21 protein-coding genes are annotated in these 20,159 nt (G+C 69.9%); 3 read left to right on the top strand and 18 right to left on the bottom strand.

Annotation, left to right across the window (positions count from 1 at the left end; genetic code table 11):
* Window positions 1–28: 28 nt before the first annotated feature.
* The 3 genes from OIB37_RS26355 to OIB37_RS26345 all read right to left on the bottom strand — a co-directional run bounded on the left by OIB37_RS26355 (window position 29) and on the right by OIB37_RS26345 (window position 3,083).
* Window positions 29–1,105 carry a thiamine ABC transporter substrate-binding protein gene (locus OIB37_RS26355; protein WP_330460080.1) on the bottom strand — a complete coding sequence of 359 codons (1,077 nt, stop codon included), beginning with the start codon at window positions 1,103–1,105 and terminating at the stop codon, window positions 29–31.
* Window positions 1,106–1,307: 202 nt separating this feature from the next.
* Window positions 1,308–2,414 (bottom strand): 23S rRNA (adenine(2503)-C(2))-methyltransferase RlmN, encoded by a 1,107-nt coding sequence (gene rlmN, locus OIB37_RS26350; protein ID WP_330460079.1) that lies wholly within the window; start codon window positions 2,412–2,414, stop codon window positions 1,308–1,310.
* Between the two features lie 171 nt (window positions 2,415–2,585).
* On the bottom strand, window positions 2,586–3,083 hold the full coding sequence (locus tag OIB37_RS26345) for a hypothetical protein (RefSeq protein WP_330460078.1): 498 nt from the start codon (window positions 3,081–3,083) through the stop codon (window positions 2,586–2,588).
* 339 nt (window positions 3,084–3,422) lie between these two features.
* Between OIB37_RS26345 and OIB37_RS26340 the strand changes: the two genes are divergently transcribed.
* Window positions 3,423–3,956: a hypothetical protein gene (locus OIB37_RS26340; protein ID WP_330460077.1), complete on the top strand. Its 534-nt coding sequence runs from the start codon at window positions 3,423–3,425 to the stop codon at window positions 3,954–3,956.
* A 165-nt stretch (window positions 3,957–4,121) separates the two neighbouring features.
* Here the strand turns inward: OIB37_RS26340 and OIB37_RS26335 are convergent, their stop codons facing one another.
* On the bottom strand, window positions 4,122–4,667 hold the full coding sequence (locus OIB37_RS26335; protein WP_330460076.1) for a GIY-YIG nuclease family protein: 546 nt from the start codon (window positions 4,665–4,667) through the stop codon (window positions 4,122–4,124).
* Window positions 4,668–4,947: 280 nt separating this feature from the next.
* Window positions 4,948–6,645 (bottom strand): ISAzo13 family transposase, encoded by a 1,698-nt coding sequence (locus tag OIB37_RS26330; RefSeq protein WP_330460075.1) that lies wholly within the window; start codon window positions 6,643–6,645, stop codon window positions 4,948–4,950.
* A 408-nt stretch (window positions 6,646–7,053) separates the two neighbouring features.
* On the opposite strand from OIB37_RS26330, the gene OIB37_RS26325 reads away from it, so the two are divergent.
* Window positions 7,054–7,368 carry a hypothetical protein gene (locus tag OIB37_RS26325; protein WP_330460074.1) on the top strand — a complete coding sequence of 105 codons (315 nt, stop codon included), beginning with the start codon at window positions 7,054–7,056 and terminating at the stop codon, window positions 7,366–7,368.
* On the opposite strand, the gene OIB37_RS26320 is transcribed toward OIB37_RS26325, so the two are convergent.
* The 7 genes from OIB37_RS26320 to rpsB all read right to left on the bottom strand — a co-directional run bounded on the left by OIB37_RS26320 (window position 7,307) and on the right by rpsB (window position 13,660).
* Complete coding sequence (locus OIB37_RS26320) at window positions 7,307–7,849, bottom strand: helix-turn-helix domain-containing protein (protein WP_330460073.1); 543 nt, start codon at window positions 7,847–7,849, stop codon at window positions 7,307–7,309. The genes OIB37_RS26325 and OIB37_RS26320 overlap by 62 nt on opposite strands.
* A gap of 87 nt (window positions 7,850–7,936) precedes the next feature.
* A complete protein-coding gene (locus tag OIB37_RS26315; RefSeq protein WP_330460072.1) occupies window positions 7,937–8,632 on the bottom strand; it encodes a hypothetical protein in 696 nt (231 codons plus the stop codon).
* A 255-nt stretch (window positions 8,633–8,887) separates the two neighbouring features.
* On the bottom strand, window positions 8,888–10,051 hold the full coding sequence (locus tag OIB37_RS26310; RefSeq protein ID WP_330460071.1) for a phosphatidate cytidylyltransferase: 1,164 nt from the start codon (window positions 10,049–10,051) through the stop codon (window positions 8,888–8,890).
* Complete coding sequence (gene frr / locus OIB37_RS26305; protein ID WP_330460070.1) at window positions 10,051–10,608, bottom strand: ribosome recycling factor; 558 nt, start codon at window positions 10,606–10,608, stop codon at window positions 10,051–10,053. The genes OIB37_RS26310 and frr overlap by 1 nt, the downstream gene beginning before the upstream one ends.
* A 184-nt stretch (window positions 10,609–10,792) precedes the next feature.
* Window positions 10,793–11,551, bottom strand: a complete 759-nt coding sequence (gene pyrH, locus OIB37_RS26300) for a UMP kinase (RefSeq protein WP_330460069.1) — start codon at window positions 11,549–11,551, stop codon at window positions 10,793–10,795.
* 191 nt (window positions 11,552–11,742) lie between these two features.
* The gene (gene tsf, locus OIB37_RS26295) at window positions 11,743–12,579 is read right to left on the bottom strand and encodes a translation elongation factor Ts (protein ID WP_330460068.1); all 837 of its coding nucleotides are present in this window, start codon (window positions 12,577–12,579) and stop codon (window positions 11,743–11,745) included.
* A gap of 151 nt (window positions 12,580–12,730) precedes the next feature.
* Window positions 12,731–13,660, bottom strand: coding sequence for a 30S ribosomal protein S2 (rpsB, locus tag OIB37_RS26290; protein ID WP_330460067.1), 930 nt, complete (start codon window positions 13,658–13,660; stop codon window positions 12,731–12,733).
* A gap of 270 nt (window positions 13,661–13,930) precedes the next feature.
* Here rpsB and OIB37_RS26285 point away from each other — a divergent pair, with 270 nt between their 5' ends.
* Complete coding sequence (locus OIB37_RS26285; protein ID WP_330460066.1) at window positions 13,931–14,578, top strand: M23 family metallopeptidase; 648 nt, start codon at window positions 13,931–13,933, stop codon at window positions 14,576–14,578.
* 125 nt (window positions 14,579–14,703) lie between these two features.
* On the opposite strand, the gene OIB37_RS26280 is transcribed toward OIB37_RS26285, so the two are convergent.
* From OIB37_RS26280 to OIB37_RS26255, 6 genes are all read right to left on the bottom strand, one after another.
* The gene (locus OIB37_RS26280) at window positions 14,704–15,261 is read right to left on the bottom strand and encodes a TetR/AcrR family transcriptional regulator (RefSeq protein ID WP_330461976.1); all 558 of its coding nucleotides are present in this window, start codon (window positions 15,259–15,261) and stop codon (window positions 14,704–14,706) included.
* 64 nt (window positions 15,262–15,325) lie between these two features.
* Window positions 15,326–16,168: an RNA polymerase sigma factor WhiG gene (gene whiG / locus OIB37_RS26275; protein ID WP_330460065.1), complete on the bottom strand. Its 843-nt coding sequence runs from the start codon at window positions 16,166–16,168 to the stop codon at window positions 15,326–15,328.
* A gap of 385 nt (window positions 16,169–16,553) precedes the next feature.
* Window positions 16,554–17,714, bottom strand: a complete 1,161-nt coding sequence (gene dprA / locus OIB37_RS26270; protein WP_330460064.1) for a DNA-processing protein DprA — start codon at window positions 17,712–17,714, stop codon at window positions 16,554–16,556.
* Entirely contained in the window at window positions 17,711–19,336 is a 1,626-nt protein-coding gene (locus OIB37_RS26265; protein WP_330460063.1) for a YifB family Mg chelatase-like AAA ATPase, read from the bottom strand. Before OIB37_RS26265 ends, dprA begins: the two co-directional genes overlap by 4 nt.
* 1 nt (window position 19,337) lies before the next feature.
* Window positions 19,338–19,703 carry a YraN family protein gene (locus tag OIB37_RS26260; RefSeq protein ID WP_330460062.1) on the bottom strand — a complete coding sequence of 122 codons (366 nt, stop codon included), beginning with the start codon at window positions 19,701–19,703 and terminating at the stop codon, window positions 19,338–19,340.
* Window positions 19,704–19,840: 137 nt separating this feature from the next.
* Window positions 19,841–20,149, bottom strand: coding sequence for a DUF2469 domain-containing protein (locus OIB37_RS26255; protein ID WP_003965949.1), 309 nt, complete (start codon window positions 20,147–20,149; stop codon window positions 19,841–19,843).
* Between the last annotated feature and the right edge of the window lie 10 nt (window positions 20,150–20,159).

Genomic DNA, 20,159 nt, shown 5'->3' with positions numbered 1-20,159 from the left:
CTCCCGCGCGTACCCCTCCCTCGGGGGGCTACTTCAGTACGAGCGACGTCCACGCCTTGACCCACTGGTCGCGGTTGGCGGCGATCTCGGCGGGGGCCATGGTCGCAGGCTTCTCGGCGGCCGGCCCGTACTCGGTGAACTCGGCCGGCACCTTCGCGCCCTTCACCACCGGGTACACGAACATGTTCAGCGGCATGTCCTGCTGGAACTCCCTGGTCAGCAGGAAGTCGATGAACGCCTTGCCGCCCTTGGTGTTCCGCGCGTTGTCCAGCAGGCCGGCGAACTCGGTCTGCCGGAAGCAGGTGCCGTTCGACACGCCGGTCGGGGCGGTGCTGGGCCGCTTGGTGGCGTAGATGACCTCGGCGGGCGGGGAGGAGGCGTACGACACCACGAGCGGCCGGTCGCCGCCGGCCTTCTTCCCCTCGGACGAGCCGGAGAACTCCTGGTAGTAGGCCTGCTCCCAGCCGTCGACGACCTTCACGCCGTTGGCTTCGAGCTTCTTCCAGTAGCCCTGCCAGCCCGTGTCACCGAACCGGGCGGCGCTGCCGAGCAGGAAGCCGAGGCCGGGCGAGGAGGTGGCGGCGTTCTCGGTGACGAGGAGGTTCTTGTACGCGGGCTTGGCGAGGTCGGCGAAGGTCTGCGGCGGGGTCAGCTTGTGCGCGCTGAAGTACGCCTTGTCGTAGTTGACGCAGATGTCGCCGTAGTCGACGGGTGTGACGCGGTGCTTGTCCGCGTCGAGCTGGTGGGCGGGGTCGACCTGGCCGAGTCCCTTGGCCTCGTACGGCTGGAAGAGGCCGTTGTCGAGGGCGCGGGAGAGCAGGGTGTTGTCGACGCCGAAGAGGACGTCGCCCTGCGGGTGGTCCTTGGTCAGGATCGCCTTGTTGACGGCCTGTCCGGCGTCGCCGTCCTTCAGGACGCGGACCTTGTAGCCGGAACTCTTCTCGAAGTCCTTGATGACGTTCTTCGACACGGCCCACGAGTCGTGGCTGACGACAGTCACGGTCTTGGAGGCCGCTCCCGAGTCCTTGCCGTCCGTCGTTCCGCACGCGGACAGCGCGACGAGGCCGAGCCCTGCCGCCACGGCCACGAGGGTCTTGTTCTGCACTGGATGTCCTCCTGGGGTTGGCCAGGAAGAACGCGGCCCTGCCCGGGAACCCCGGGCAGGGCACAACAGCTCGAGTGATGACCGAACTTCCTACCCAGAATGACCTGGGCGAGGTTCAGAGGGTCTGCGGCCCGAATGCCGCACTCTCAGCGCTGTGGCGCTCCCCTGTCGGAATATGAAGATATGAGTGACGGTGGACAGGTTACCGCTCGGTGGCCGCGAGCTGACCACAGGCCCCGTCGATCTCCTGGCCGCGGGTGTCCCGGACGGTGACCGGCACGCCGTGGGCGGCGATGGCCTCCACGAACGCCTTCTCGTCCTCGGGCCGCGAGGCCGTCCACTTGGAGCCCGGCGTCGGGTTCAGCGGGATGAGGTTGACGTGCACGGACTTGCCCCGGAGCAGCCGGCCGAGCCGGTCGCCGCGCCAGGCCTGGTCGTTGATGTCCCGGATGAGCGCGTACTCGATGGAGAGCCGGCGCCCGGACCTCTCCGTGTACTCGAACCCGGCGTCCAGCACCTCGCGCACCTTCCACCGCGTGTTCACGGGGACGAGGGTGTCGCGCAGCTCGTCGTCGGGGGCGTGCAGGGAGATCGCCAGGCGGCACTTGAAGCCCTCGTCGGCGAACCGGTGGATGGCGGGCACGAGGCCGACCGTCGACACGGTGATACCGCGCTGCGAGAGCCCGAGGCCGTCCGGGGCGGTGTCGGTCAGCGCGCGGATGGCACCCGTGACCCGGTTGTAGTTCGCGAGGGGCTCGCCCATCCCCATGAAGACGATGTTGGACAGCCGCGCCGGTCCGCCCGGCACCTCCCCGTCCCGCAGCGCCCGCATGCCGTCCACGATCTGGTGGACGATCTCGGCGGTCGACAGGTTACGGTCCAGCCCCGCCTGCCCGGTCGCGCAGAACGGGCAGTTCATGCCGCATCCGGCCTGCGAGCTGATGCACATGGTGACCCGGTCCGGGTACCGCATCAGGACCGACTCGACGAGCGTGCCGTCGAACAGCCGCCACAGGGTCTTGCGGGTGTCTCCCTGGTCGGTGGACAGGTGCCGCACGACCGACATCAGCTCCGGGAACAGCGCCTCGCGCAGCTTGTCACGCGAGCCGGCCGGGATGTCGGTCCACTGCTCGGGGTCGTGCGCGTAGCGCGCGAAGTAGTGCTGCGAGAGCTGCTTGGCACGGAACGGCTTCTCGCCGATCTCGGCCACCGCGTTCTTGCGCTCGGCGGGCGTGAGGTCGGCAAGGTGCCGCGGCGGCTTCTTGGCTCCGCGCGGGGCGACGAAAGTGAGTTCTCCGGGCTTAGGCATATCCCTTCCAGTGTCGCAGATCAACTCGACCGGCCCAGGCTAGAGCGGGGTGGGGGTGGTCACCCGTGGGTGCCGTCTGTCAGCTTTGGTTGGCCTCGCACGGCCCAGGGACGGCCCATGAGACTGCCCGCTCGTCGCCGACGTGACCCAGATCGCGTCCGCTCAGGGCCGTCACTCGAGCGGCTGGGGAGCGACCCGGAGCTGTTCGCTGTAGAGCCAGGTGAAGGTGCGGTCCGGTTCGAGATGGGCGTCCCCCCAGTGGATGGCATGGATGCCGTTCTCCGGGTCGGCCGTAAAGAACAGACAGACGAGCTTGGCGGAGGCTCCGAGCGCCTCGAACGTCTCGTGCAGCTCCTCGTACTCCTCCGTCGTCATGTCGTCACCGAGAGCGAACAGCCCTTCCTGAGGCTGCGGTCCGTGCCCCAGGAGCATCCGGCGGCGCGTAGGGGAAGCGTTTGAAGCCAGCCGGGCACGATCAAGAGGCTTCGGACGGTCGGCGTACTTGAAGGGGAACAGCGCGTGGTCGTTGATGACGGCGTACTCGTACCCACGCACATCCCGCACGGCTTCCTCCAGCTCCCGCGCCGTGTCCGCCAGGTTCTCCCGCACCGCCTCCGCCAGGGTGGCGCCGTATGGGCTGCGCTTCTTCAACCGGGCCGTGAGATGCACCGCGTGAGCTCGCGCGTGCGCCCTGGCCAGTTGCACCGGAACCGCGGCAGCGAGCCCACCGGCACGCTCCCCGAACCGCTCTACCGCCCAATCCGACGGCATAATCCGATCCTCACCTGACGCAGACATCCAGCGCCCTCCTCCCCCGGTCGCCCCGCCTCTCAACTGTTTGACACGTACACGAAGTGCCCACAAGGGAGCGATCCGGCCACACGGGACAGAAGGCGTTGCTGCTCACAAGGCAGTAGTCAGTCAGCACGGTCAGCCATAGATGGAGACCTGGAGGCCTTGGTTCGCCTTGGCGTGTGGCAAAGCCGGTGGCAGTGGACACTTCTCGCCGTGGAGATCATCAGGGACGAGCTGCGGCGTCTCCAGTCCGGCCCCGGGGCCGATGACAGTCGACAGCGGCCGTTTCTCGTGCGGGTCCGGTTCACCGCCGAGAATCCGGCGCAGGTCATCGCGCATGCCCGTACTGCACTGGCATGCGTGGTCCAGCGGACGAGTGACTGGCCAGCGTTCGAGCGATGGCCGGAGCTGCTGCCGGCGGGGTTCGTGCAGCGGTGCGCGCCTGAGTCGGAGCCCGACCCTTCATTCGATGCCCAGGCCTGGCTGCAGGAGTGGCAGGCGATGACGCCCGAGCAGAAGTCAGCCTTCAGCCAAGGGCCTTGGGCGCTGTCGGACTGGCTCTACTACTTCGACCCGACCGAGGACGGCATGGGCCACGATCGCAGCTGGTGGTGGTGGGACGCGGGGTCCGATGAGCCAGGCAACGGCTGGGTTGAGGTGGCCACCACCGGCTGGCCGTTCGGTAGCGGTTCGCTGTCCTGGCTGATCAAGGCCAGCGGTGGCAGCGATCTCGATTATGGGGACTGATCTACAGCTGGAACATTCGGTGACATCCGCTTTGGAAGTTCGATCGCAACGCGGTGCGGCGTGCGCAAACGGCGCCTAATGGGCGCTCGCCGATCCGGCACTGGTCGCCTCGGTGTACCACCGTTCGCCGCCGTTGATGTCAGCTGGTGATGTCAGCCCACCAGGCTATGCACTGACAGGCAACTCCCTTGCCCGCTGCCGGGCTTGGGATCTGACTGCCGTGAGTCGTCCGTGGAACGGGTTGCGGCGGTTCTGGTCGAGGTTCAAAGGCAGGTCGAGTTGAGAGATGAGCTCCGACTCCATGGTCCACGGTTCGTCACGCTCGATCCAGCACACTCGGGCATTCTCGGCCATCCACTGGCTGAGGTCTGCTTCCCCGGCCTTGCCGAAGGTCATGCGCTTCCCGCTGCCCACGCGGCGCAACTCGAACCCGAGCAGGCAACCGAGCGTGAGGCGGAGTGTCGATCCGGCCGCATTGCCCCGGTAGTGATACCTCACGCGCTTGCGCAGATTCTGCGTGCTGGTCCGGTTCGCCATGTGTCGCGGGGCTATACCGACGTAGAGCAGGCGCCCGGCATCGAGGTCTGGACAAGGAGCCTTCTCGAAGTGCCATCCGTAGACCCCGGCCGCCGCCGGCACCGGGCTGGGACGCAACAGGACCTCCTGCGCCGACCACAGTCGATCCGGTTCGGTGAGAGCAGCATGGACCACGGAGCCTCCAAGGTCGGTGGGCTGATTGCCGCAGGCTACTGGCTGACCACGCCGACCCTCCTGGGCAGACCGAACACCGCGGCTTTGTAATGGCAGCCATGGTCCGAAGCGGAAGCGCCCAGGTCACTCCGGCTGCAGCGGCAACCCAGGTGAACGGCGCATCTCGACTGCGCCGAGCCGTGATTGCTGTGGCACACGGCCTTCTCATCCGTAGCCCTTTCCGGATCGGTCAGAGATGGTCATACCGGCCGCCACGAGGCTCCTAAGGGCTCGCAGAGAATCAACATGCGGGTTTGATCTCTGTGGGGCTGCTGTTCGCGAGGAACGCGGCGATGTCGGCGGGTGTGCGGAACCGGGCTGTCGAGGGTGGGATGGTGCAGCCGTGCTCGGCCAGGAGGGGCTGGACTTGGTGAACGGCTCTGGTGAGTGTGCTGCCGTTGACTCCGAAGAGCTGGGCGAGCAGGTCTCGGGTGCCGATTTTGCGCAGGTAGAGCACAGTGGCCAGGACTCTGTCGGCGGTGGTCAGCTTGTCCTTGGCCCCTGCGCCGCGAGCACGGATGCGTTCACCTCCTCGCTGCTGAAGCCGTCCTCGCTCACGTAACTCATCCAGCTTTCCGTCCAGTTGGCAGATGAGTTCGTCCAGCATCGGTTCGGGCATGCCGGTCAGCTCCGGGTTGCGCAGACGCCAGGCGCAGGGCTGCGGGGACGGGCCGCCGGCCGGCCGCGGCTTCTTGGCTGCGCTGGTGGTGTCGCGAGGTCGTGGATGGAGGGTGTAGTTCCAGTCGCCGTGGAAGCGGTGCCGGTGCATGGGCAGGGCGTCGATGTCGCTGTCGCTGTCGCTGTCGGTGACCTTGATGCCGGTGTCGTAGGTGCCCGGGTCGAGTTCGGCGTGGACTTTCAGCCCGGTGTGGGTGGTGGTCGCTGCGATGCTGTTCACGATGACGTCGTGGCTGGTCAGCGGGCGGCCTCGCCAGTTCATGGAGATGTGGGAGAACAGCCGGTGTTCGATCTTGTTCCACTTCGAGGTGCCCGGCGGCATGTGGCAGACCGTGATGTCCAAGCCCGTCTCGGCGGCCAGGGCTGCGAGTTCAGTCTTCCAGGCGCGGGTGCGGTAGCCGTTGGAGCCACCTGCGTCTGCGGTGATCAGCAGACGGGTGGCCTGCGGGTAGTCGTGTCTGCCACGGGCCTGCCACCAGCGTTGGATGGAGGCGACGGCGAACGCGGCGGTGTCGTGGTCAGTGCCGACGCTGACCCATCCGGTGTTCGCGGCGACGTCGTAGATCCCGTATGGGATCGCCTTGCCCGGTCCCTGCCGGTCCGGGAAGTCGTGCGTCTTGACCTGTACCGGCTCACCCTCGGGCCGCCACTGACGCCCGGCGTTCTTGTAGTCGCCGACGAGTTCCTTCTTCTTCGCGTCCACGCTGATCACCGGCTGCCCGCCGACCATGTGCTCTGTCGCCCGCTCGTTGATGTAGCGGAACTGGGCGTCACGGTCCGGATGCTGCTTGCCCTCGAGCGTCTTGGCGCCGGCCTGCAGGCTGAAGCCCTCCTCACGCAGCAGGTCTCCGACCGTGTCCGCGCACACCCTGTGCCCCTGGCGGGTGAGCGTGGCCGCGAGGGTCCTGGTCGACTTCACCGTCCAGCGCAATGGCGACATCGGATCGCCCCGCTCGTCAGGTTCCACCAGTGCCAGCAGCGCGGGCCGGAGACCCGGATCAAGGTCCACAGCCTTCTTCCGGCCACCACCGGCCCTGCGGACCCGTCCCAAAGACTCCTCGCCGGCCTCCAACTCGTCCACCCCCTTGCGAACCGTCGTCTCGCTGACCTGGGCCGCCCGCGCGACCGCCCGGATACCGCCGTGGCCCAGGATTCGGGCCTCAGCCCCCAGCATCAGCCGCCGCTGCCGCTCGTCCAGATGCGGGAACAACCCCCCGAACTTGATGGCGAGTTGATCTCGAGTCTCGTCAGGTATGCGCATACCACGTGAACGAGCTCGCCCATGGGAAGCAACACGTTGATTCTCTGCGAGCCCTAAGCCAGTGGGGCGCTGTCCATCAGTTCAGGACAACGCCCCACGAGGCACGAAGCTTTGAGGTCTGGCCTCATCCTTATCAGGTCGATCATGGGGCCCTTGGAACGTCGGTCAACTCGTCTCGCGCCTCGATTGGCTGTCCGTCTACGTTCGGCGGTGCCCGCCGCTGTCTGGCCCTGTTGGTATCAGGTACTGGTGTCAGTGAAGAGGGGCGCTCTTGACAAAACCAACACAGCGTATTGGGACTTGTCCGGTCGATCATGAGGGACGCGGGGAAGCCTATGGACGGGCGGCGCGGCGGGTGCCATGATCACGCTGGCGTCCGGCGTGGGCCTGGCGCGCAGGGGAGGGATCATGGAGCTCTACATCGCCATACCTCTTGTTCTGCTGGCGTTGCTCATCGCCGCCTCCGGCGTGGCGGCGGTTGCCCGTGGCTGGGTGCTCCCCATGAACCGTCGCCACGTTCGCGGCCCTCACCTCTATGGCTGGGGCCAGCTGGTGGTGGCCTTCGCGCTGTGCTGGCAGGCGGTCTGCGGGCTGGTGATCAGCGACTCGGATACCCGGCTGTGGGGCGCCCTGACCGGCAGCGTGATTCTGTTGGTCGGCATCATCGTGATGACGGTGGGCCAGCTCGCGGGTGGTAATCGAGAGGGCAACGGCACGCCTTAGCCGCCCACTTCCTTAACCAACAACCCTCCCCAGCTCCCGTCCCGTACGCCGTCGACCCACACACCGTGGAGCGGGCGTGGTTCATGGCGTCCAGGTGGAGCGCGCCACTGTACGAACGACCTGGACGCCATGGGCCGCGTCTGCTCGGCTCTGCCTGGGTCGATGGCGTACGGGACGGGAGCACCCCGCGCACGCCCCACCGGACCCGCGGCCGGGAACGGCGCCCCCTCCACCCGGTGCCGGCCGATCCCCCGCCGGAGGCATAGCCCTGGCCGTGGGCCGCGCTCTGCGGTGATCGACTCATGGCCTCCGGCCCGGGTTGAACCCCTCTTTCGACCTGCGAAACCCAGCTCTCCGAGCGCCCCATCGCTGCGGCTAGATCACTCTGAGCCATGCCAGCGGCGCGGCGTAGCTCCTTGGCCCTGGGGCCCAGGGCTTGGGAGTCGGAGATGCCGTCGCCTCGGTCCGACCCGCCGCGCACACCGCCCGGCCCCTCGGCCCGACCTCGCCGCACGCGCCGCGCACACGGCACCCACCACGCAGGCCACGCGCGCCGCGCCGCGCCGAGTCAGTCCGGCTCCGTCGCCATCTCGTCCCGCAGTGCCGCGATGTCGCGCTCCAGTTCGCGGTAGAAGTCGCTGACCGTGTGTTCGGGGGTGGGGACGACGCGGCCCTCGTCGAGGGCGGTGAGGCGGTCGCCGAGGTTGGCGAGGGACGCCTGCCGGCCGAACCAGCCGGGCGCTCCCCGGCTCGCGGTCAGCTCGTCGTCGGCGTCGCTCAGAGCGGCGCGGACGCGCTCGCGCAGCGGGATCAGTTCGCCGCGCAGGCGCTGGGCCCCCTCCCGCAGTTCCCCCATCGACTCGGTCAGCCCGGCGAGCGACTCTCCGACCTCCGCCATGCCCTGGGCGTGCTCCGCGAGCGCCTCGAGCGCCGGCATGATCTCGTCGAGATCGCCCTCGTCCTTGCCCACGAGCAGTGACCGGGTCTCGGCGTAGTCCCCGGACATCCGGTCCACCTCGCTGAGGAGCAGCTCGGCGGTGTCGGTCTGCCGGCGGATCGCGTCGACGGGCAGCCCGTCACCGTGGCCGATCAGTACGGCGATCTCGGCGAGCTGCCGCGCCAGATGTTCCCGCAGCTCCAGCAGCCCCCGGTGGGTCTCGTCGGCCGAGTCGACCGTCGCCCTCAGACTGTCGGCCAGCGAACCGGCCACCTCCGCCGCCTCCGCCGTCTCCTGCTCACGTCTGGCACGCCTACGTCCCCACATGCGCCCCAACCCTCCCGGACAAGGATCACGATGAGGTCGATCATAAGTTCGGAATGAGTGGTTCCGGAACCCTCGGGCGCCGGTCTTCGGACCGTCCGCCTCCCCGCCGGCCCCCGTCGGCCCCCGTCCGCCCTCCCCGCCGGCTCCGGGCCTACGGGGCGGTCGACGAGGCACGGTGACGACGAGGCCGGTGAACGACGACGGGCCCCCGCCCTGTGGAACAGGACGGGGGCCCGACGCCTTGCGGCTGACGGCTCACGCGGAGCCGACGAACACCACCATCAGCAGCCACACCACCGGAGCGGTAGGCAGCAGGGAGTCCAGCCGGTCCATGATGCCGCCGTGGCCGGGGAGCAAGGTACCCATGTCCTTGATGCCCAGGTCACGCTTGATCATGGACTCGCCGAGGTCGCCCAGCGTGGCGCTGGCCGCGACCGCGAGGCCGAGCAGGAGACCCTGCCACCAACGACCGTCGTCGATCAGGAACTGCATGCACAGCGCGCCCGCGACCATCGCGAACAGCACCGCGCCCAGCAGGCCCTCGCGGGTCTTGCCGGGGCTGATGCGCGGGGCGAGCTTCTTCCTGCCGAAGCGCCAGCCGACGGCGTAGGCACCGGTGTCGCTGACCACCGTCAGGAGCAGGAAGGTCAGGACGCGCCAGGGGCCGTCGTCCGCGGTGAGCATCATCGTGACGAACGTGGCAAGGAAGGGCACGTAGAACGCCGCGAAGACACCCGCCGTGACGTCCTTGAGGTAGCCCTCGGGAGGTTCCGTCATGCGCCAGACCAGGACCGCGAGAGCCGTCAGCGCCATCGCCACCCACGCGCCCTCGGCACCGCGCACGTACCCGGCGACGACCATGGCCGCACCGCCGACCGCGAGCGGCACCAGCGGCGCCTTGATGTCCTTGCGCTCCTGCAGCCTGCTGGTCAGCTCCCACAGACCGACGACCACGGCGACGGCGACCACGCCGACGAACACGGCCTTCACGACGAACAGCGACGCGATGATCACCGCGCCGAGTCCGACGCCGACCCCTATGGCGGAGCCCAGGTCACGGCCCGCACTCTTCTTCTGAGGCGCGGGCGCCTGCTGCGGGGCGTCGGGCATGGGCTCCGGATTCTGCGAGGGACTCTGGGGGAAAGTCTGCGGGAAACTCTGCGAAGCGTGCTGCGTCGAGTACGACGTCCCGTCTCGGAACGAGGGGCCGCTCGGCCGGCCGACCCCTCGGTCGTCGTCCTGGTCACCGCCATGAGCGGGTACGTCGGGCACGATGGGCATGGGGCGAGTCTGCTGCGCCTCGGGCGCATCGTATGCGGGACCCGCCGGGGCAGCCCCCTGGACAGGCCCACCAGCGGTGGGCCCCCAGTACCCGGCCTGCCCCGCCTGCGGCGGCGCCCCCCAGGAAGAGTCGCTCATCAGACTTCGAGGAGCTCCGCTTCCTTGTGCTTCAGGAGCTCGTCCACCTGGGCGACGTACTTCGCCGTGGTGTCGTCCAGCTCCTTCTCGGCGCGGCGGCCCTCGTCCTCGCCGACCTCGCCGTCCTTGACCAGCTTGTCGATGGCGTCCTTGGCCTTGCGGCGCACCGAGCGGATGGACACCTTCGAGTCCTCGCCCTTGGTCTTGGCGACCTTGATGTAGTCGCGGCGGCGCTCCTCGGTCAGCTCGGGGAACACCACACGGATGATGTTGCCGTCGTTGCTGGGGTTGACGCCCAGGTCGGAGTCGCGGATCGCCTGCTCGATGTTGCGCAGCGCGCTCTTGTCGAACGGGGTCACGACCGCCATGCGCGGCTCCGGCACGGAGAACGAGGCCAGCTGGTTGATCGGCGTCAGGGCACCGTAGTAGTCAGCCACGATCTTGTTGAACATCGCCGGGTGCGCACGGCCGGTGCGGATCGCGGCGAAGTCCTCCTTGGCGACCACGACGGCCTTCTCCATCTTCTCCTCGGCCTCGAGGAGGGTCTCTTCGATCACCACTTGCTCCTGCGTGTCTTGAGTGAGGCCCGGCCGCGGTTCCCCGATGAGGCTCCGGCCGGCTGCGTCGCGTCTTCTTCCTGCACGGTTCCCGACCGGCAGGACATTGTCCATCCCCCGGCCAGGGCGCGACCCGCCGGTCCCCCGGACAGGTGGCGCACCCCGGGCGACGGGGGTGTGCCGGTCAGTTCCGGCTGCCCTGGTCACCCACAAGCGTGCCGATCTTCTCACCCTTGACGGCCCGCGCGATATTGCCCTCGGCCAGGAGCTCGAAGACCAGGATGGGCAGCTTGTTGTCACGGCACAGCGTGATGGCGGTCATGTCGGCGACCTTGAGGTCGCGGGTGATGACCTCGCCGTAGCTGAGCGCGTCGAACTTGACGGCCTCGGGGTTGGTCTTGGGGTCGGAGTCGTAGACCCCGTCCACCCCGTTCTTGCCCATGAGGAGCGCCTCGGCGTCGATCTCCAGGGCGCGCTGGGCGGCGGTGGTGTCGGTAGAGAAGTACGGCATGCCCATACCGGCGCCGAAGATGACCACGCGGCCCTTCTCCAGGTGGCGCACGGCGCGCAGCGGGATGTACGGCTCCGCGACCTGGCCCATGGTGATGGCGGTCTGCACGCGGCTGTCGATGCCCTCCTTCTCCAGGAAGTCCTGGAGGGCGAGGCAGTTCATCACGGTGCCGAGCATGCCCATGTAGTCGGAGCGGGCGCGGTCCATGCCGCGCTGCTGCAGCTCGGCGCCGCGGAAGAAGTTGCCGCCGCCGATGACGACCGCGATCTCCGCGCCGTCCCGGACGACGGCCGCGATCTCGCGGGCGATCTTGTGCACCACGTCGGGGTCGACGCCGAGGCCCCCGCCACCGGAGAAAGCCTCTCCGGACAGCTTCAGCAGAAACCGGCCGCGTACTTTGCCCTCGTCGCTCTTCTGGGCCTTGGTGGTCATGGGGATCCCGCCTCTTTCACGTGTTGCACATACGAAGAAGGCCATTGCCGGTGCGGTCGCTGTTCGCTCCCATACGCGGCAATGGCCTCCTCGTCAGATCTGCTGCCGTCCGCCACGTGCCTGACTGTGGCGGTGTGCGCGGACGACTGCTGTCGACCCTACCGGGGTCGCGCGTCGATCGCGGTACGGACTCAGATGCCGACCTTGATGCGCGAGAAGCGCTTCAGGGTGACACCGGCCTCGTCCAGAACCTTCTGGACCGACTTCTTGTTGTCCAGCGCGTACGGCTGGCCGAGCAGCGTGGCGTCCTTGAAGAAGCCGTTCACGCGACCCTCGACGATCTTGGCGATCGCGGCCTCGGGCTTGCCCTCGGCGCGGGTGGTCTCCTCGGCGACGCGACGCTCGGTCTCGACGACCTCGGCCGGGACGTCCTCCTTGGAGAGGTACTTCGGCGCGAAGGCGGCGATGTGCTGGGCGATGCCCTTGGCGACGTCGGCGTTCGGCTTGTCCAGCTCGACGAGGACACCGATCTGCGGGGGCAGGTCGGGCATCGTGCGGTGCATGTACGCGGTCACGAAGCCGTCGGAGAACTGCGCGAAGCGGTCCAGGACGATCTTCTCGCCGAGGTTGGCGTTGGCCTCGTCCACGAACGCCTGGACGGTCTTGCCGGGCTCGATCTCGGAGGCGAGCAGGGCCTCGATGTCGGCCGGGGAGGTCGCCGCGACGTGCTCGGCGATCTTGTTGGCGACGGCCTGGAACTTGTCACCCTTGGCGACGAAGTCCGTCTCGCACTTCAGCTCGACGATGACGCCGGTGGAGTTGTCGTCGGCGATGATGGAGACCACGGCGCCGTTCTCGGCAGAGCGGCCTTCGCGCTTGGCGACGCCCTTCTGGCCCTTGATGCGCAGCGCCTCGACGGCCTTGTCGACGCTGCCCTCGGCCTCGTCCAGAGCCTTCTTGCAGTCCATCATGCCGGCGCCGGTGAGCTCACGGAGCTTCTTGACGTCGGCGGCGGTGTAGTTCGCCATGAGTCTGTGAGTCTTTCTCGAAGTCTTGAGAGATCGGAGATCCGCACGGTCCGTGGGCCACGCGTGGTCGCGGATCGAAGACCGCGTGCGGACCTACGGTTGAACGGCGGGGGCGGATTTCATGCACCCGTCCCCGCCGTCAACACTGACGTCAGGCCTGCTCGGCCTCGGCGGCCGCGGTCTCGACGACCTCGGTCTCGACGGCCGGGGCCTCGGCGACGGCCTCGGCGATGGCCTCGCCGACCTCGGCGTCGGGAGCCGGCGCCTCAGCGGCGGCCTCGACGGCCTCGGCGACCTCGTCGGCCTTCTTCTCACCCTCGAGCAGGTCGCGCTCCCACTCGGCCAGCGGCTCGGCCGCGGCCTTCTCGCCCTTGTCACCGGTGGCGACGCGCGAGCGGGAGATGAGGCCCTCGGCGACGGCGTCGGCGATCACGCGGGTGAGCAGGGTGACGGAGCGGATCGCGTCGTCGTTGCCCGGGATCTTGTAGTCGACCTCGTCGGGGTCGCAGTTGGTGTCGAGGATGGCGACGACCGGGATGTTGAGCTTCCGGGCCTCGCCGACCGCGATGTGCTCCTTCTTGGTGTCCACGATCCAGACGGCGCTGGGCACCTTGGACATCTCGCGGATACCACCGAGGGTCTTCTCCAGCTTGGCCTTCTCGCGCGAGAGCACGAGAAGCTCCTTCTTGGTCAGACCGGAAGCGGCGACGTCCTCGAAGTCGATCTGCTCGAGCTCCTTGAGGCGCTGCAGACGCTTGTAGACGGTCGAGAAGTTGGTGAGCATGCCGCCCAGCCAGCGCTGGTTGACGAAGGGCATGCCGACGCGGGTCGCCTGCTCGGCGATGGCCTCCTGCGCCTGCTTCTTCGTGCCGACGAACATGACCGTGCCGCCGTGGGCGACGGTCTCCTTGACGAACTCGTAGGCGCGGTCGATGTACGACAGCGACTGGAGCAGGTCGATGATGTAGATGCCGTTGCGCTCGGTGAAGATGAAGCGCTTCATCTTCGGGTTCCAGCGACGGGTCTGGTGACCGAAGTGGACGCCGCTCTCCAGCAGCTCCCGCATCGTGACGACGGCCATGGCCATCTCCTTGGTTTTCTCGGTTGTGCCGCGTCCGCCGGACGGCGGTCGCGCCTGACGCCCGCGTTGCGCCGAGCCGCTAAGGACCGAGGGGCGCTGATACGAGCCGTCTCCGGACCTCGTATTGGGGCGTGCGAAGTCGACCCGGTGACCCGGATCGCCAGAAGAAGTGTACGGGACGGCGGGAGTACCGGGTGACGCCCCTGTCCACAACCGGGCGGCTGTCCACGGGTCACGCCATGACCGACCGGAGTGCGGGACGGTTCTCCCATGCGCGAAGTGATGCGGTACGTGACGCGATGGGCCGTTCTGTTCCTGCTCCCGGCGGCGGCGACCCTGCCGCCTCCGGCCTGGGCCGGCCCGTCGCCTCCGGTCCCCCGACCTGCCCCGACACCCTCGCAGGCCCCGAAGACCCAGGAGGCCCAGGAGGCTCCAGAGGACCCGCAGGCCCCGGTTCCGGCTCTCGCCCGCGTCTGGCCGGTGGGCACCCGCCCGCCGGTCCTGCGCGGTTGGGAGCCCCCTGCGACGGCGTACGGTCCCGGTCACCGGGGAGTGGACCTGGCGGCGGCCGCCGGTGCCCCGGTCCGCGCGGTCGCGGCCGGCCGGGTCTCCTTCGCGGGCCGCGTGGCAGGGCGGGGCGTGGTGACGATCGAACTGACGGGCACCGGCTTGCGGACCACCTACGAGCCGGTGACCCCGTCGGTGAGGAAGGGTGACGAGGCAGGGGCCGGCGAGGCGGTCGGCACGGTCGAGCCGACCGGATCGCACTGCGGGCCGGCCACGTGCGTGCACTGGGGGCTGCTGCGAGGCGAGACCTACCTGGACCCCTTGGCCCTGCTGCCGCCATGGCTGCTGCGCAGGGGGCCGTCGAGACTGCTGCCGGTGCCGGGCGTGCCGCTGCCCGCACAGCTCCCGTAGCCCTCGCGGTCGCTGGAGCGCGCACAGTCGCCGTGGTCCACACCGTCGCCGCGGCCCGCCCAGTCGCCGTGGTCCATACAGCTCCCGTAGTCCACACAGCTCCCGCAGCCCAGCCACGGCCGGGGTCAGCCCCGCACGCCCCGCAGGGCCATGGCCACGGCGGCATCCGTGATCTCGGCCGGCTCCTCCGCCGCCTCCAGCTCGATCCGCCGCACGGCCGCGTCCACGACCCCCTGCAGCAGCATCGCGGCGAGCCGGGGCCGCTCGTGCCCCAGCTCCCCGAGCGCCTCCACGATCATCGCGACGAGTCCCCCGTGCGCCGCGCGGATCTTCTCCCGGGCCCCCGGATCCAGCTCACTGGCCGAGATCGCCACCACGGCCCGGTGCCGCCGGTCCCCGACGAGCGCCAGCTGCTGGCGTACGTACGCCTCGACCTTCTCCTCGGCCGTCTCCGCGCGCTCCATCGCCGCCGCGACCTCCGCCGCCCACACGGGAAAGTCGGCCTCGCACAGCTCTTCGACCACGGCGGCCCGGGACCGGAAGTACTCGTACACGGACGACCGCGCGAGCCCCGTCCGTTCGGCGAGGGCCGGGAAGGTCAGCGCCTCCGTACCGCCCTCGGACAACAAGGAGCGAGCCGCGTCCAGCAGGGCGGCTCGCTGCATCGACCGGTGCTCGGCCACGGAGGCCGCTCGAATCCTTGGCACGTCAACCACTTTACGGACCCCCCGCCCCGAACGGGGGAAGTCATCGCCCGAAGCTCGCCAGCTTCGCCCGCAACTGGAGCACCGACTTGGTGTGGATCTGGCTGACCCGGCTCTCGGTCACCCCGAGCACGTTGCCGATCTCGGCGAGGGTGAGCCCCTCGTAGTAGTACAGCGTGACGACGGTCTTCTCCCGCTCGGGCAGCGTGTTGATCGCCCGTGCCAGGAACCGCCGCAACTCCCGGTCCTCGGCTACCTCGACCGGGTTGTCGGCGGCGGTGTCCTCCAGTGTGTCCATGAGGCTGAGCCGGTCGCCGCCCTCGCCGCCGACGTGCAGCAGCTCCTCCAGGGCGACCACGTTGGCCAGCGACAACTGGCTGAACACGGCGTGGAGGTCCTCCACCTCCATGTCCAGTTCGGCGGCCACCTCCACCTCCGTCGGCGTCCGCCGCAGCCGCGCCTCCAGGGTGGCGTAGGCCCGCTCGACGTTGCGCGCCTTCTGCCGCACGGACCGGGGGATCCAGTCCAGCGCCCGCAGCTCGTCGATCATCGCGCCCCGGATCCGGGTGATCGCGTACGTCTCGAACTTGATCTCCCGGTCGATGTCGAACTTCTCGATCGCGTCGATCAGCCCGAACACCCCGGAGGAGACGAAGTCGGCCTGCTCGACGTTGGGCGGCAGCCCGACGCTGACCCGGCCGGCCACGTATTTGACGAGCGGCGAGTAGTGCAGGATCAGCTGCTCACGCAGCCGCTCGTCCCCCGTCGCCTTGTAGGACCGCCACAGCTCGTCGAGCGTCGAGGGAGCGGGCGGCCGCACGCTGCCACCGTCGCGGGCGGCTGGGGGGATCGCCGCCCGGTCGGACCCGGAGGTGTGCTGGGGCATTCGTCGCCTTGTGCCGTTCTGCCGTGAAGTGCCGTTAAGTGCTGCGGGATGCTGCGGGGGTGTCGCGGGGTGCTGCGGAGTGGAACGTGGTGGGCGGTCGCGGTGTGTCGTGGGGCGTCGCGGGCCGAAATGGGCCACCTGGGTGAGCTGTCGGCCCGATGCCGGTCTGGTGTCGAGTTGGCGCGGTCTGCACCGAGGACTTCGTGAGCGTAGCGTGACTGAGGAGTCGCGGTGTGCGAACGGCGAGGCTCCACCCGTGCGCGGAACCCCCTCGGCGGGCGCGCCACCTCACTCCACGCCTCGCTCTGCGTGATCGGCCGAAGGCGCCAACTCCGGGAAAACCCAGGGGTGTACGGGATTCCCCCGGACGGCCGAACACACTCCGTCAGCATGGACGGCGACCCGGTCGGACCGAGATCATCGCCTGGCGTGTCAACTTCCAGCCGTCGCCGTGTCGTTCGACGTAACCAAGTGCTCGAAGCTCGTACAGCCTCACGATCGCCTCGTCCCGGGTGGTCCGGGCGCCGTGGGCGATCTCCTCGGCGGGGGCCGGGCGGTTCCCGGGGAGGGCGGCGAGGACGGAGCGGGCGGCCGGCTCCAGCAGGTCCCGGGGGAGGACGGGCCCGTGCCGGGGCGGCGCCAGCTCGCCGATGGCGCCCACGAGTTCGACCACTTCCGCGGCGTCGGTGACCAGGACCGCCTCCCCGCGCAGCAGTTCGTGCACTCCGGCGGAGAGGGCGCTGGTGACGGGCCCGGGCACGCCCATGGTGAATCTGCCCAGGCGCTGCGCGGCGCGCGCGGTGGCCAGCGAACCGCTGCGGCAGGCGGCCTCCACGACGACCGTGCCCCGGGTCAGCGCGGCGATCACCCGGTTGCGCAGGATGAACCGGCTCGGCGTCGGGTGATCGCCCGGCGGCAACTCCCCCACCACGAGACCCTGTTCCGCGATCCGGCCGATCAGCGCGGTGTGCCCGCGCGGGTAGGGGCGGTCGACGCCGCAGGCCAGGACGGCGACGGTGGCTCCCCGGGAGGCGAGGGCGCCGCGATGGGCGGCGCCGTCGATCCCGTAGGCGCCCCCGGACACGACCACCCAGCCCTGCTCGGCGAGTCCCGCGGCGAGGGTGGCCGCCGCATGGGCGCCGTACTCGGTGCAGGCCCGGGCCCCCACGACGGCCACGGACCGCAGCGCCCACATCCGCAGGCCGGCCCGCCCGCGCACCCACAGCCCCGTGGGACGCCCGTCCCCCAGATCGTCGAGCTGCGCGGGCCACTCGGCGTCCCCCGGGCACACGAACCGCACCCCGGCGTCCCCGGCCACCTCCAGGTCCCGCTCCGGCTCGGCCCGCCCGGCCCGCGCCACGAGCCCGGCCCACCGTGCCCCGCTCACCCCCGGCAACGGCTCCCCGCCGTCGCTCAACCGCCGCACCACCTCCCCCACCCCGAACTCCCGCAGCCACCGTCCCCCGACCTCGTCCCCCGGCTCCAGCACCCGGGCGAGGAACACCCGCCCGAGGAGTTCCTCCTGCGGCCCGGCGGCTCCGGTCATGTCAGGGCTCCGATGGCCATGGGGACGCCCCTCGGCACTCCGGTGCGCAGGTGCAGCGCGAGGCCGACATCGGTGGCGTCCGGGCGGTCGTGGCCGACGAGGTCCGCGACCGTCCAGGCGACGCGGAGCACGCGGTCGATCCCGCGGGCCGTGAGCACGCCTCGTTCGAGGTTGCGTTCGGCCTCGTCCATCGCTCCGGCCGCGGCGCGGAACCGGCCCCGCAGTTCCCTGCCCGGCACCTCGCTGTTGGTGCGCCACGCCGTCCCGGTCAGGCGGGCCGCCGCCCGTTCCCGGGCCTCCCGCACGCGCTCGGCGACGGTCGCGGTGGACTCGCCCCGGGCTCCGGGGTCGGTGAGCTGCGCGCGGGTGACCGGATCGACCTCGACGCGCAGGTCGACGCGGTCCAGCAGCGGTCCGGACAGCCGGGCCTGGTAGCGGCGGATCGCCGACGGCGGACAGTCGCACTGGGCGTCGCGCCGCGAGAACCGTCCACAGGGGCAGGGGTTGGCCGCCAGCACCATCAGGAACCTGGCCGGGAACCGGACCACGCCCGCGCTGCGCGCGATCACGACGTGCCCGGACTCCAGCGGCTGCCGCAGGGCGTCCAGGGTCTGGGTGCGGAACTCCGGAGCCTCGTCGAGGAAGAGCACGCCCCGGTGGGCCAGGGACACGGCGCCGGGCCGGGCGATGCCCTGGCCGCCGCCGACCAGTGACTGCATCGTCGCCGAGTGGTGCGGGGCGCAGTAGGGCGCGACGTCGACGAGCGGCTTGCCCGCGGGCAGCAGCCCGGCCACGGAGCGCACCGCGGTGACTTCCAGGGACTCCTCCCGGGTGAGCCGGGGCAGCACCGCGGGCAGCCGCTCGGCGAGCATGGTCTTGCCCGCGCCCGGGGGGCCTTCGAGGAACAGGTGATGGCCGCCCGCGGCGGCGACCTCCACCGCCGTGCGCGCCGAGGACTGGCCCACGACGTCGGCCAGGTCGTGGTCCGGGCCGGGGTGTGCGGCTCCGATGCCGCGCATGCCCGTGGCCATGCCCGTGCCGGGCACCCGCAGACCGGCCAGCAGGGGATCCGGGCGCCCCAGGTCGACGGGTTCCTCCTCGGGCACGGGTTCTTCGGCCAGGACCGCGATCAGCTGGCGCAGGCTGCGGACGCCGAGCACCGAGACGCCGGGGACGAGCGCGGCCTCTGCGGCGGCGCACTCCGGTACGACGACCTGCTCGTAGCCGGCGTCGGCGGCGGCCAGCACCGCGGGCAGGATGCCCCGGACCGGTCGGACCCTGCCGTCCAGGCCCAGCTCTCCGATCATGACGATGTCGGCGAGGACCCTGGGGTCGATCCGCTCGGCGGCACCGAGTACCGCGCAGGCCACGGCCAGGTCGAACCCGGAGCCGGCCTTCGGCACCGAGGCGGGGCTGAGCCCCACGGTGAGCTTCTTCTGCGGCCACTCGCCGCCGGAGTTCACCACCGCCGCCCGGACCCGGTCCCGGCTCTCGGTGAGGCTCTTGTCCGGGAGGCCCACCAGGGCGAAGGCGGCCACCCCGGGTTCGAGGTCGGCCTGGACCTCCACGACGACGCCCTCGACGCCGACCAGGGCGACGGAGCATGTGCGGGCGAACGCCATGTCAGACCACCCCCCGCGCGTGCTCGACGGCGGGGGCGCCGCGGCGGGGCAGGAGGACCCCGACGAGGTCGATGCGGACGCCTCCCGGCGGAGCCCCTCCGTGGGCCTGGATCCAGCGCTCGGCCAGGCTCAGCAGGCGCTGGGCCTTCTTGGGCGTGACGGCAGCCATCGGGTGCTGGTAGCCGCCGCCCCTGCGGGTCTTCACCTCGCAGATGACGAGGGTGTTCCCGTCGCGCGCCACGATGTCGATCTCGCCGGACCGTCCGCAGCGCCAGTTGCGTTCCAGGATCGCCATGCCGGACTCGGCCAGCCGCCGTGCGGCCAGATCCTCGCCGTAGCCGCCGAGTCCCCTGCGTGCCTTGCTCATGTCGGCACCACCTCCGGTGCCAACCGTCACGCATCATGCGAGAGCAAGTGGATCTTGGTGCGTTACCCGTCGGTTGTGGAGAACTCCGTCACCCGGACGGGGAAAGCCGCAGGTCACCGCGCGTCACTCCGCGCTCATCAGCCACCCGGGAGTTCGAGGTCGCTCTTGTTCAGCTCCTCAATGTTCACGTCCTTGAACGTGAGGACGCGGACCTGCTTGACGAACCGAGCCGGTCGGTACATGTCCCAGACCCAGGCGTCCGCCATGGACACCTCGAAGAACACCTCTCCCTGGACCGAGTGCACCTGCATCTCGTAGTCGTTGGTGAGGTAGAAACGCCGCTCTGTCTCGATCACGTACTTGAACAGACCGACGACATCTCGGTACTCCCGGTAGAGCTTCAGCTCCATCTCGGTCTCGTACTTCTCGAGGTCCTCGGCGCTCATGGCATGTTCC

The organism is Streptomyces sp. NBC_00820 (genome assembly GCF_036347055.1).
Taxonomy (GTDB): Bacteria; Actinomycetota; Actinomycetes; order Streptomycetales; family Streptomycetaceae; genus Streptomyces.
Note: the sequence above shows the minus strand (reverse complement) of the source record. Positions and strands in the feature narration are given on the sequence as shown.